At 70.0% G+C, this 12,655-nt stretch carries 12 protein-coding genes; all 12 read left to right on the plus strand.

What is annotated here, in order from left to right; all coding sequences use genetic code 11:
• The coding region (locus tag AC1DW3_RS22245) for a pseudouridine synthase (protein ID WP_477934970.1) at nt 1–934 on the plus strand (934 nt) is incomplete at its 5' end.
• Complete coding sequence (gene miaA, locus AC1DW3_RS22250) at nt 919–1,845, plus strand: tRNA (adenosine(37)-N6)-dimethylallyltransferase MiaA (RefSeq protein ID WP_477934972.1); 927 nt, start codon at nt 919–921, stop codon at nt 1,843–1,845. The genes AC1DW3_RS22245 and miaA, both read left to right, overlap by 16 nt.
• Nucleotides 1,846–1,917: 72 nt before the next feature.
• A complete protein-coding gene (locus tag AC1DW3_RS22255) occupies nt 1,918–2,802 on the plus strand; it encodes an SPFH domain-containing protein (protein WP_477934973.1) in 885 nt (294 codons plus the stop codon).
• A gap of 10 nt (nt 2,803–2,812) precedes the next feature.
• Complete coding sequence (locus tag AC1DW3_RS22260) at nt 2,813–3,022, plus strand: type II toxin-antitoxin system antitoxin (protein WP_477934975.1); 210 nt, start codon at nt 2,813–2,815, stop codon at nt 3,020–3,022.
• Nucleotides 3,019–3,672, plus strand: a complete 654-nt coding sequence (locus tag AC1DW3_RS22265) for an ABC transporter ATP-binding protein (protein ID WP_477934977.1) — start codon at nt 3,019–3,021, stop codon at nt 3,670–3,672. The genes AC1DW3_RS22260 and AC1DW3_RS22265 overlap by 4 nt, the downstream gene beginning before the upstream one ends.
• Nucleotides 3,669–6,218 (plus strand): ABC transporter permease, encoded by a 2,550-nt coding sequence (locus AC1DW3_RS22270; protein WP_477934979.1) that lies wholly within the window; start codon nt 3,669–3,671, stop codon nt 6,216–6,218. The genes AC1DW3_RS22265 and AC1DW3_RS22270 overlap by 4 nt, the downstream gene beginning before the upstream one ends.
• Entirely contained in the window at nt 6,218–7,252 is a 1,035-nt protein-coding gene (locus tag AC1DW3_RS22275) for a lipocalin-like domain-containing protein (RefSeq protein ID WP_477934981.1), read from the plus strand. Before AC1DW3_RS22270 ends, AC1DW3_RS22275 begins: the two co-directional genes overlap by 1 nt.
• Before the next feature lie 17 nt (nt 7,253–7,269).
• The gene (locus AC1DW3_RS22280) at nt 7,270–8,415 is read left to right on the plus strand and encodes a DegT/DnrJ/EryC1/StrS family aminotransferase (protein ID WP_477934983.1); all 1,146 of its coding nucleotides are present in this window, start codon (nt 7,270–7,272) and stop codon (nt 8,413–8,415) included.
• 4 nt (nt 8,416–8,419) lie between these two features.
• Nucleotides 8,420–10,228, plus strand: coding sequence for an ABC transporter transmembrane domain-containing protein (locus AC1DW3_RS22285; protein ID WP_477934985.1), 1,809 nt, complete (start codon nt 8,420–8,422; stop codon nt 10,226–10,228).
• Nucleotides 10,229–10,347: 119 nt separating this feature from the next.
• Nucleotides 10,348–10,944: a hypothetical protein gene (locus tag AC1DW3_RS22290; RefSeq protein WP_477934987.1), complete on the plus strand. Its 597-nt coding sequence runs from the start codon at nt 10,348–10,350 to the stop codon at nt 10,942–10,944.
• Between the two features lie 144 nt (nt 10,945–11,088).
• Nucleotides 11,089–11,904, plus strand: coding sequence for a thymidylate synthase (locus AC1DW3_RS22295; protein ID WP_477934989.1), 816 nt, complete (start codon nt 11,089–11,091; stop codon nt 11,902–11,904).
• Nucleotides 11,901–12,395: a dihydrofolate reductase gene (locus AC1DW3_RS22300; RefSeq protein WP_477934991.1), complete on the plus strand. Its 495-nt coding sequence runs from the start codon at nt 11,901–11,903 to the stop codon at nt 12,393–12,395. The genes AC1DW3_RS22295 and AC1DW3_RS22300 overlap by 4 nt, the downstream gene beginning before the upstream one ends.
• Nucleotides 12,396–12,655: the final 260 nt, after the last annotated feature.

The following is a 12,655-nucleotide window of genomic DNA, read 5'->3' on the forward strand; positions in this document are numbered from 1 at the left end:
CCCTGAGCGCGCCCCCCGTGCCCGGCCGGACGAGCGCCCGCCTTCGGACCGCCCGCCGCGCGTCGACCAGCGCCGCGTCGCCAACCGCGGCCCCGGCTTCGAGCCGCCGCAGCGCCCTCAGCAGCGCCGCAACCCGGCCCGGGAGGTGGCACCCGAGGACGGCGAGCGCCTGTCCAAGCGCATGGGCGAGTTGAAGCTCGCCTCGCGCCGCGAGGCCGACGACTGGATCGCCGCCGGCTGGGTGCGCGTCAATGGCAAGGTCGCCGTGCTCGGCCAGCGCGTCGGCCCCGACGTGCAGATCGACATCGACCCGGCCGCCCGCAACCAGCAGGCCCAGCTCGTCACCGTGCTGCTGCACAAGCCCATCGGCTATGTCTCCGGCCAGGCCGAGGACGGCTATGAGCCGGCCGTCGTGCTCTTCCAGCCCGAGAACCGCTGGACGGAAGATGCCTCCGGCATCAAGCCCAACGCCGGCCACCATCGCAATCTCGCGCCCGCGGGGCGGCTGGACATCGACTCCACCGGCCTGCTGGTGCTGACCCAGGACGGCCGCATCGCCCGCGTGCTGATCGGCGACGACTCCGACGTGGAGAAGGAATACCTCGTGCGCGTCGAGTTCGTCGGCCTGCCCGGGGCCGAGCCGGTGCCCGAGGGCACGCTGCCCAATGCGGCGCTGTCGAACAACAAGCTCGCCCTGCTCAACCACGGCCTGGAACTGGACGGCGAGGAGCTCAAGCCGGCCAAGGTCAGCTGGCAGAACGAGCATCAGCTGCGCTTCGTGCTGCGCGAGGGCAAGAAGCGCCAGATCCGCCGCATGTGCGAGCTGGTCGGCCTCAAGGTCGTCGGCCTGAAGCGCGTGCGCATCGGCCGCATCCCGCTGGGCCACCTGCCCGTCGGCCAATGGCGCTACCTCGCTCCATGGGAGAAGTTCTGACCCCAATCTGTCTTGCCGGCCCCACGGGCTGCGGCAAGACGGCGGCGGCCCTCGCGATTGCGGAGGTGCTGCCGGTCGAGATCATCAGCGTCGACTCGGCCCTGGTCTACCGCGGCATGGACATCGGCACGGCCAAGCCCACGGCCCCCGAGCAGGCCGCAGCGCCCCACCACCTGATCGACATCCTCGACCCGACCGAGAGCTACTCGGCCGCCGAGTTCGTGCGCGATGCCAAGCGGCTTGCCGCCGAGATCAGCGCACGCGGCCGGCTGCCGCTGCTGGTGGGCGGCACGATGCTGTACTTCAAGGCCCTGTTCGACGGCCTCTCCGCCCTGCCCCAGGCCGATGCCGAACTGCGCGCGGCCATCGACGCCGAGGCGGCCCAGGTCGGGTGGCCGGCCATGCATGCCGAGCTGGCGAGGCTTGACCCCGAGACCGGCGCCCGCCTGGCGCCCAACGACAGCCAGCGCATCCAGCGCGCCCTCGAGGTCATCCGCCTGACCGGCCGGCCCTTGAGCGCACTGCACGCCGCCTCGCGTGACGCAGGTGTGGACTGGCCGCTGTTCTCGCTCGAGCCCACCGACCGCGCCTGGCTGCACGAACGCCTGGCCCAGCGTTTCGACGTCATGCTCGCAGCAGGTCTTGTCGACGAAGTGAAGACGCTGCGCGCCCGCGGCGACCTGAGCCTGGCCCTGCCGTCCATGCGCTGCGTGGGCTATCGCCAAGCCTGGGAAGCCCTCGACAGCGAAGACTTCTCCGACCTGCGCGAGCGCGGCATCGCCGCCACCCGCCAACTGGCCAAGCGCCAGATCACCTGGCTGCGCAGCATGCCCCAGCGCCGCGTCATCGCCTGCGACGGCCCCCAGCCCATCGCCGAGCTGTTGGCGGGCCTGCAAAGACTGATGGGCTAGAAAGTCCTTGCGCCCGCCGGAAAGCCCCGCTAAAGTGATATCACTTTGATTCACTTTTGAGACAGGTTCACCATGCCCAATCACTCCCCGTCGCGCACCCTGGTGACCGAGAAGCCGGCGCTGGCCAGCAACGGCTATCTGATGGCCGTCGTGGGCCTGGCGCTCGTCGGCGCAGGCCTGTTCATGCTGACGCGCGGCCTGCCGCTCTATGGCATTCCCCTCGGTCTGGCCGGCCTCTTCGTGCTGATCGGCCTGTACATGCTCAACCCCAACCAGGCCGCCGCGCTGACGCTGTTCGGCGCCTACACCGGCAGCGACCGTGGCGCCGGCCTGCGCTGGGCCAACCCGCTGGCCCTCAAGAAGCGCGTCTCCCTGCGCGACCGCAACCTCAACGCGCCGGTGCTCAAGGTCAACGACCAGCGCGGCAACCCCATCGAGATCGCCGCCGTCGTCGTCTGGCGGGTGCGCGACACGGCCCAGGCGCTGTTCCAGGTCGACGACTACGAGGGCTATGTGCGCGTGCAGGCCGAAGCCGCCATCCGCCACCTGGCCGCCTGCTATGCCTATGACCATGCGGACGAAGTCGACGCCGGCGAGGTGACGCTGCGCGGCGGCCAGGACGCCGTGGCGCAAGCCCTGCGCACCGAACTGCAGGCCCGCTTCCACGATGCCGGTGTCGACGTGCTGGACGCCAAGATCAGCCACCTCGCCTATGCCCCCGAGATCGCCCAGGTGATGCTGCGCCGCCAGCAGGCCGAGGCCATCGTCGGCGCCCGCAGCAAGATCGTGCAGGGCGCGGTCGGCATGGTCGAGGCCGCTCTCAAGGGGCTGAGCGAGCGCGACATCGTGGTGCTGGACGACGAGCGTCGCGCGGCCATGGTCAGCAATCTGCTGGTCGTGCTGTGTTCGGATCGCGAAACCCAACCCGTGGTGAACACGGGCACGCTGTACACCTGATCCTGCAGGCATGGCCAGCCCCGACAAGAAGTCCTTCCCGCTGCGCGTCGACCCCGCGCTGTGGGCCGAGGTCGAGCGGCTCGCGGCGACGGAGCTGCGCAGCGCCAACGCGCAGGCCGAACTGCTGCTGCGCGAGGCCCTGGCACGACGCGGCGTCAAGCTCGCGCCACCCAAGGGTCGGGCGAACGCCGCTCGACAGGACCCAGAATCCGGTCCATGAGTCTTTTGAGTGCACGCCGCCTGTCCAAGGCCTATGGCGAGGTGGCGGTGTTTTCCGAGGTGGACCTGGACCTGCAGGCCGGCGAGATCGTCGCCCTGCTCGGCGAGTCCGGCAGCGGCAAGTCCACGCTGCTGAACTGCCTGGCCGGCCTGGACGAGGCCGACGCCGGTTCCATCACGCTGGCCGGCCAGGACCTGCGCAGCCTCGACGACGACGCCCGCTCGGCGCTGCGCCGCCGCGAGCTGGGCTTCATCTTCCAGGCCTTCCACCTGCTGCCCCATCTGAACGTGGCCGACAACGTCGCCCTGCCGCTGCGCCTGCTGGGCCAGCGTGACGACGAACGCGTGCGCCAGATGCTGGCCGCGGTCGAACTGGCCCCGCTGGCGGCACGCATGCCGCGCCAGCTCTCGGGCGGACAGTTGCAGCGCGTCGCGATCGCGCGCGCCCTGGTCCACCGCCCGCGCCTCGTGCTGGCCGACGAGCCCACCGGCAACCTCGACCCTCGCCATGCCGGCGAGGTGCTGGAACTGCTGCGGCGCTGCACGCAGGAGGCCGGCGCGGCCTGCCTGCTCGTCACGCACTCGGAGCGCGCGGCCGAGGCCACGGACCGGCGGCTGCGGCTGGACGCCAGCGGGCTGCACGCGGAATGACCTTGTGGCGCCACTTCAGCTGGCCCGCCTGGCGTGACCAGCCCGGCCGCGTCCTGCTCGCCGTCGTCGCCGTCATGCTCGGCGTCGCCCTGGCCTTCGGTGTGCACCTGCTCAATGGCGCCGCCCTCGCCGAGTTCGCACGGGCGGCGCGCGGCGTCAACGGCCAGCCCGACCTGGTGGTCAAGGCGCGTTCCGGCGCGCTGACCGATGCCGATCTCGTCGAGCTGCTGAACCGCCCCGAGGTCGCTGCCGCCAGCCCCGTCGTCGAGGCGCTGGCCTTGTGGCCCGGCCAGGTCGGGCCCGGCGGACGCGGCCTGTCCATCCACCTCATCGGCCTGGACCCGCTGGCCCTGCTGGCCTCGGCCGCCGCCGGCCAACCGCTGGCGCCCGAGCTGACGCCACAGGTCGACGGCGGCATCACCGGCCTGATGGGCGCCAACGCCGTGCACCTGAACGGCGCCGCCCGCAAGCTGCTGCCCGCTGGCGCCACCAAGCTGACGCTGCGCCTGCCCGGCGGTGGCACGCCGCGCGACATCGAGCTCAGCATCGGCGGCCGCGTCGCTGCCGACAACACCCCGCTGGGCGTGCTCGACATCGCCGATGCCCAGGCGCTGTTCGGCCGCGTCGGCAGCCTGGACCGCATCGACGTGCAGCTCGCGCCCGGCACGGACGCGAGCGCCTGGGCCGCCCGCCTGCCCACGCGCTGGCAGGCCACGCCGCCGACCGATGTCGGCGCCCATCTGTCCGACATGACGCGCTCCTACCGCGTCAACCTCGGCCTGCTGGCGCTGATGGCGCTGTTCACCGGCAGCTTCCTCGTCTACGCCGTGCTGTCGCTGGCCACCGCCCAACGCCTGCCGCAATGGGCCCTGGTGGGCGTGCTGGGCGTGTCCGCGCGCATGCGCTGGCGCCTGATCCTGACCGAAGGCGCGGTCATCGGCGTCGCCGGCACGCTGCTGGGCCTGGCCCTGGGCGTGGGCCTGGCGGCCGGAGCGCTCAAGCTGATGGGCAGCGACCTCGGCCTGCACGGCGCCAACGATTCGTCAGCCGAACTGCTGTTCAACCAGCCCCTGCTGCTGCCCGCCGTGGTCTATGGCGCCCTGGGCCTGGCCGCGGCTCTCCTCGCCGCGCTGGCGCCGGCACTGACGGTGCGCCGCATCGCCCCCGCCCTCGTGCTCAAGGGCCTGGGCCTGCCCGCCGGTCGCACGCTGCCAGCCTGGGCCGGTCTCGCGCTGCTGGCCCTGGGTGYAGCGCTGTCCTGGCTGCCCCCTCTTTTTAACGACACCCCCGTCGCCGCCTACCTGGCCATGTTCTTCCTGATGATGGGCGGCCTGGCCCTGGTGCCGGCCCTGGTGCAGGGCCTGACCGCCTTGTTGTCGCGGCTGCCGGCAAGAGCACAAGGGGCGCTGCTGCTGCTGGCCCGCGAGCGCAGCGGCGACCAGGCGACCGAGGCGCGCCGCTCGCTCGCCGGCGTCCTCGTCGCGCTGGCCCTGGCGGTGGCGATGACGGTCATGATCGGCAGCTTCCGCGAGTCGCTGATGCGCTGGCTGGACCATGCGCTGCCGGCCGACCTCTATGTGCGCAGCGCACTTCGCATCGGCGACGGCGTCCCGGCGCCCATCCCCGCGGCGCTGCTGGAAGCCCTGCCTCGCCTGCCCCAGGTCGCCCGTGCCATCCCGCAGCGCACCGCCCGGCTGCGCCTGGCAGCGGGGGCAGACCCGGTGGCGCTGACGACGCGCGACGTCGAGACCGGCAGCCTGCCCCTGATCGAGCGCTGGCAGGGCGCTGCGGCGCCCGGCGCCTTGCCCGTCTGGGTCAACGAAGCCGGGCGCGACCGCGACGGGCTGCAGCCTGGCCGCGTCTTCCAGGCCGAACTGGTCGACAGCGGCCGCACCGTCCAGCTGCAGGTGCAGGGCGTCTGGCGCGACTACTCGCGCCAGAACACCGCACTGTGGATGGCCCTGGCCGACTACCGCCGCGCCAGCGGCGACACGACCACCACCGAGCTGGCACTGTGGCTGGCGCCGGGGCAGACGCTGGACAGCGCGCGCGCCGTGGTGCGCCAGCTGGGCGGCGACAACGTCGAGATGGCCGCCGCCGGCGAACTGCGCGCGCTGTCGCTGAAGATCTTCGACCGCAGCTTCGCCATCACCCTGTGGCTGCAGGCCGTCGCCCTGGCCGTCGGCCTGTTCGGCGTCATCGCCAGCCAGTCGGCCCAGGCGCTGGCGCGACGCCGCGAGTTCGGCCTGTTGCGGCATCTGGGCCTGTCGCGGCGCCAGCTGATGCGGCTGCTGCTCATCGAGGCGAGCTTGCAGGGCGGCGCCGGCGCGCTCGCGGGCCTGGCGCTGGGGCTGGGCCTGAGCGCCATCCTCGTCTACGTCGTCAACCCGCAGAGTTTTCACTGGAGCATGGAGATGCATCTGCCGCTGGCGCGACTGGCCGCCCTGGTCGGCCTGGCCTTTGCCGCGGCCGTCGGTGCCTCGTTGCTGGCCGGCCGGCGCGCGCTGGGTGCCGACGCCGTGCGCGCAGTTCGGGAGGACGCTTGATGAAACGCCGTGCCCTGCTGCTCGCCGCGCTGCCCTTGCAGGCCCGAGCTGCCGCTCTGCAATTCCCGGCCGACTTCGGCGCGCATCCGCAGCAGAACATCGAGTGGTGGTATCTCACTGGCTTGCTCGGCGACGCTGGCGGCCCACCACGCTTCGGCTACCAGCTCACCTTCTTCCGCCTGCCCGGCCCCGCGGCCGCCGACCATCCCAGCGGCCTGGCGGCCAAGCAGCTGCTGCTCGGCCATGTCGCCCTGTCCGACCTCGGCGCGAAGCAGCAGCGCCACGGCCAGCGCCTGCTGCGCGCCCTGCCCGGCGCCGTGCACGCCATGACGGGCGATTGCGACGTCAGGTTGCGCGACTGGAGCTTGAAGCGCAGCGGCGACGGCTACCGCGCCGCCTTCAGCGGCCCCGGCTTCGCCCTGGAGCTGAAACTGGCCGCGCCCGATGCGCCGCTGCTGCAAGGCGATGCCGGCCTCTCGCGCAAGGGCCCCGATGCCGCGCAGTTCAGCCGCTATTACACCCGCCCCCAGCTCGCCGCCCAGGCGGCGCTGACGCTGGATGGCCAGCGCCACAGCCTCGCCGGCCGCGCCTGGCTGGACCATGAGTGGAGCGACAGCCTGCTGGGCCAGGCGGTGGGCTGGGACTGGCTGGGCCTGAACCTGCACGACGGCCGCGCGCTGACCCTGTTCCAGCTGCGCCGCAAGGACGGCAGCCGCGACTGGGCCGGCGGCAGCCTGCGCACGCCCGGCCAGCCCGACCGCAGCTTCACGCCCGACGAGGTCGACATGCAGCCGACGCGGCACTGGACCAGCCCGGCCACCGGCGCCCGCTACCCGGTCGAATGGCGGCTGAAGAGCCCCGCCGGCGAGATGCTGCTGAGCACTTATTTCGACGCCCAGGAGATCGATGCACGCCACAGCAGCGGCCTCGTCTACTGGGAAGGCGCGGCCCAGTTGTTCGACGCCGAAAAGCGGCCACTGGGCGCCGGCTATCTGGAATTGACCGGCTACGCGGGCCGCCCACCACTGCCGTGACCCACAATCCGCCGCCCATGTCTTCGCCTACTGCCCGTCAACCCACACGTCCCACCTTTGGCTGGGACAACCTCTCAGGCGAGCGCGCCGCCGGCCTGCCCGCCGTCGACGACCTGCCCCACACCCGGCTGCTGACCAGCGGCCGCGCCGCCCTGTTCGCCGCGATGAAGGCGCTGGGCGTGCAGGCCGGCGACAGCGTGCTGGCCCCCAGCTACCACTGCCCCACGCTGGTCGCGCCGCTGCGTGCGGCCGGTGCGGCCGTGCAGTTCTATCCCCTCGGCCCCGATGGCCTGCCGGCGCTGGACGCCATCACGCCGGCGCCCCGCACGCGCGCGCTGGTGGTGGCCCAGCTCTTCGGCCTGCCGCGCTCGCTGGCCGTCGCGAGAGCCTGGTGCGACCGGCACGGCATTGCGCTGGTGGAGGATTGCGCCCACAGCTTCTTCGGCCAGGCCGGCGAGCGTCCCATCGGCAACTGGGGTGACCTGGCGACGGCCAGCGTGTCCAAGTTCTTCCCGGTCTCGGAAGGCGGCCTGCTGGCCTCGGCCCAGCCGCTGCCCGCGCAGACGTTGCAGCCGGCCGGTGCCAGGCAGCAGATCAAGGCCTGGGTGGACCTGCTGGAGCGCGGCAGCGAGCAGGGCCGCCTGACCGGCCTGAACACGGCGCTGGGCGCCCTCTTCCGCCTGAAGAACGGCCCGCCGCGCCCGCCGGCCGCGAGCGCCCCGCCGCGCGTGCTGAGCGAAGCCGACCACATGACCGAATGCGACCTGGGCCGCAGCGAACAGGCCCCGACCGCGCTGACGCGGCAGCTCTTCGGCCTGCCACGCCAGCGCATCGTCGCGCGCCGCCGCGCCAATTACGAGACGCTGCATAGACTCACGCAGGACCTGCCAGGCGCTCGGCCGCTGCTGGGCGCCCTGCCCGCACAGGCCGCGCCCTATGTGATGCCGCTGTGGGTGGACGATGCCGAGCCCACCTATGCCGCACTGCGCGCCGCCGGCTGTGCGGTGTTCCGCTGGGACCGCGTCTGGCCGGGTGTGCCCGACTTCCACGACGACCACGGCGCACGCTGGCGCACCCATGTGCTGCAACTGCTCTGCCACCAGGACCTTGACGACGCGATGCTGGCCCGCACCTGCGCCGTGCTGAACGGGAAAAAGCTGTAACCCCATGAGTTCCTCCTCCGAACGCCCCGCCGCCAAGCAGGCCCGCTCCCTGAGCGGCCTGGCGCCCTTCCTGCGGCCCTACCGCGGCCGCATCGCGATGGCCTTCATGGCCCTGCTGCTGTCGGCCATGGCCACGCTGGCCTTCCCGCTGGCGCTGCGCGGCCTCATCGATGCGGGCTTTTCGGCCGGCGATCCCGGCGAGCGGCTGATGGCGCTGCGCGAGCATTTCCTGGCGATGTTCGGCGTCGGCGCCGCCCTCGGCCTGTTCTCGGCCTCGCGCTTCTACATGGTCACCTGGCTGGGCGAACGCGTCACCGCCGACCTGCGCAATGCCGTCTACACCCATGTGCTGCGCCAGAGCCCCGAGTTCTTCGAGACGACGCAGACCGGCGAGGTGCTGTCTCGCATCACGACCGACACCACCGTCGTGCAGACCGTCGTCGGCTCCAGCCTGTCCATGGGCCTGCGCAACATCGTCATGGGCACGGGCGCGCTGGTGATGCTGGTCGTCACCAACCCCTATGTGATGGGCCAGGTGCTGGGCATCCTGGTGCTGATCGTGGCGCCGGCGCTGTACTTCGGCCGCCGCGTGCGCAAGCTGTCGCGAGCCAGCCAGGACCGCGTCGCCGACACCTCGGCCATCGCCGCCGAGGTGCTGAACGCCGTCACCGTCGTGCAGAGCTACACCCAGGAGGCCGCCGAGGCCAAGCGCTTCTCGGCCGCCAGCGAGGCCGCCTTCGACACCGCCCGCAAGCGCACCCGCATCCGCAGCTTCATGGTGGCCTTCATCATCACGGCGGTGTTCGGCGCGATGCTGTGGGGCCTGTATCAAGGCACCCAGGCCGTTGTGGCCGGCAAGATCACGGCCGGCCATCTGGGCCAGACGGTCGTCTACGTGACCCTGCTCGTCAGCAGCGTGGCCGTGCTGGCTGAGGTCTGGGGCGATGTGCTGCGCGCGGCCGGCGCCACCGAGCGCCTCATCGAGCTGATGGAGGCGCGCTCACCGGTGGCCGAGCCCGCCCAACCAAGCGCCTTGACCGTGACCACCGGTGGCAGCCGCGTCGAGTTCGATGCCATCCAGTTCCACTATCCCTCCCGGCCCGCGACGCCGGCGCTGGACGGGCTCAGCCTGAGCGTCGCGGCTGGCGAAACGGTCGCCCTCGTCGGCCCCAGCGGCGCGGGCAAGAGCACGGTCTTCCAGATGCTGCTGCGCTTCTACGACCCGCAGTCCGGCTCGATCCGGCTCAACGGCGTGGAGACCCGCGAGCTGAGCCTCAACGACCTGCGCGCCAGCATCGGCGTCGTGCCGCAGGACAGCGTCATCTTCTCGACGACGGCGATGGAGAACATTCGTTATGGCCGGCCGACGGCGAGCGACGAAGAGGTCATGGCCGCAGCCAAGGCCGCCTTTGCCGACGACTTCATCCGCGCCCTGCCCGAGGGCTACGCCAGCTTCCTGGGCGAGCGCGGCGTGCGCCTCTCGGGCGGCCAGCGCCAGCGCATCAGCATCGCCCGCGCCATGCTGAAGAACCCGCCGCTGCTGCTGCTCGACGAAGCCACCAGTGCGCTGGACGCCGAAAGCGAACGCGTCGTGCAGGCGGCGCTGGAGGCCGCGATGCAGCACCGCACGACGCTGGTCATCGCGCACCGGCTGGCAACAATTCAGAAGGCCGACCGCATCGTCGTGCTGGACGCGGGGCGCATCGTCGACATCGGCCGGCATGAGGAGCTGGTCGCGCGCGGCGGGCTGTATGCCAAGCTGGCGGCGATGCAGTTTGGGCTGGAAACTGATGGAGTTAAATTTGAGATCTGACGCGAGCAGACGTCTCTCGAGTCGGCCCGGAGCTCCTAAACCTCAAGCGTGCGAGCGTGGCGTCTGACCCCGATGCTGGCGCTTGCAGCTTTATTGACTGTCTTTCCACTCCATAGCCAATGAGAACGTTCCTCGTCATACTTTCTATTTGCGCAATTTTCTCTACAACGGGTTGCGTCAGCTTTAGCAATCTCGAGAAATCTGCGACGCTTGCCCACAATTCACAAGACGCGATCATTGTCCTGGGTGCAAAACCCCGCTTTCGAGTAGCAATTGCACCTGGCGAAATCATTGAAGGGAAAGTAAAAATTGGCGCCATGGCGGCCATAAACACCTACCCGGAAGAAGGCTACATTGTGGGAAGAGTTTCCGCCGCAATGTTTCCGAACGAATATCATATTCAACTCATTCTTCCCGAAGGCATCAGTGGGGGCGCTTTTGGCCAAGCGTATGGCCCGTGCGGCGACGACCAAGTACTGTCGTTTCACGCCCCTGCCGGCAAGGTAATTTATGTGGGCGATGTGGAATATTCTCAAGAGAGCGGCAGGTTGGCCATAAAATACTCGGACGACATTGATCGCGCGCGAGATTTCATGAAACGCCACTATCCTGCCTTGGCCAATCAACTCGAATTCCCGGGACTGCAAACAAAACCAATCATCCACGTGAATTGCGGGGCGCGTGTAACTATCCCGGTTTACGTTCGGACCCGGTAAGTTTGAAGTTCGGAATCACCGGCAGCAGTCAAAGTGGCGAACACGCGCCCGCACCGCAGCACCGCGTCACAGACACCATGAAGTGAGGCAAGGCGCGCATCCCTCTGGATGGGCCACTTCGTCCGAGCAGAGACAATGCCGTCCATGACTGCTCCGCCCCGCCCTCCCCAGCAATACGAAGATTTCATGCGCCATGTCTACGAGCATGGCGTACAGAAAAGCGACCGCACCGGCACCGGCACGCGCAGCGTGTTCGGCCACCAGATGCGTTTCGACCTGGCCCAGGGCTTCCCGCTGGTGACGACGAAGAAGGTGCACCTGAAGTCCATCGTGCTGGAACTGCTGTGGTTCCTGCGCGGCGACAGCAACGTCAAATGGCTGCAGGAGCGCGGCGTGACGATCTGGAACGAGTGGGCGCGGGAAGACGGCGACCTCGGCCCGGTTTACGGCGTGCAGTGGCGCTCCTGGCCGACGCCGGACGGCGGGCACATCGACCAGATCGCCGACGTCGTCAAGACGCTGAAGTCCAACCCGGATTCGCGCCGCATCATCGTCAGCGCCTGGAATGTGGCCGAGCTGCCGAAGATGGCGCTGATGCCCTGCCACGCCTTTTTCCAGTTCTACGTGGCCGACGGCAAGCTCAGTTGCCAGCTCTACCAGCGCAGCGCCGACATCTTCCTCGGCGTGCCCTTCAACATCGCCTCATATGCGCTGCTGACCATGATGCTGGCCCAGCAATGCGACTTGCAGCTCGGCGACTTCATCTGGACCGGCGGCGACTGCCACATCTACGACAACCACGTGGAGCAGGTGCAGACCCAGCTTGCCCGCGAGCCGCGGCCCTACCCGACGATGACGATCAAGCGCCGGCCGGCGTCCATCTTCGACTACGAGTACGAGGACTTCGAGCTGAGCGGCTACGACCCGCATCCGGCCATCAAGGCGCCGGTGGCGGTATGAGCCGGATCACTCTCGTCGCGGCCGTGGCCCGCGACGGCGCCATCGGGCGCGACAATGCCCTGCTCTGGCATCTGCCCGAGGACATGGCGCGCTTCAAGGCGCTGACCGTGGGCAAGCCCGTCGTCATGGGCCGCAAGACCTGGGACTCGATACCGGCCAAGTTCCGCCCCCTGCCCGGCCGGCGCAATCTCGTCGTCAGCCGCTCGGTGAGCGAGCTGCCCGGCGCCGAGGTCTTCACCAGCCTGGACGCGGCCCTCGCGGCCTGCGCAGCCGCACCCGAGGTCTGCGTCATCGGCGGCGGCGAGATCTATGCGCTGGCCTTGCCACTGGCTGACAAGCTGGCGCTGACCGAGGTGGATGTCGTCTACCCTGATGCGGACAGGCATTTCCCGGCCTGGCCGCGAGAGCAATTCACCGAAGCAGCCCGTGAGCCGCGCCTCAGCGCCAACGGCATGCGCTTCGACTTCGTCGATTACCTACGCAAGGAATAGGGTCTACCTCAGCTGTGGGAATGGATGCGTTGCCACTCAAAAGTCCGCGAGCAAGGCGCGAAGTCGAAGCTGGGGTCGTCCCCAGTGAGGCGTCGCAACGCCGCGCGCGGGTTTTTGAGTGACAACCCTTAGGGAGAGGGTCTGCGCGGGCGCATGGCGTTGTTGCGCGCCTGGCCTGGGCACGAGCCCAGGCGGCGTCGCGCGTCTAGCCCTGCGCCCGCGCAGATCCTCTCGCACCCATTCCCACAACTGAGGTAGAC

This window comes from Roseateles sp. P2_H4, from assembly GCF_056403315.1.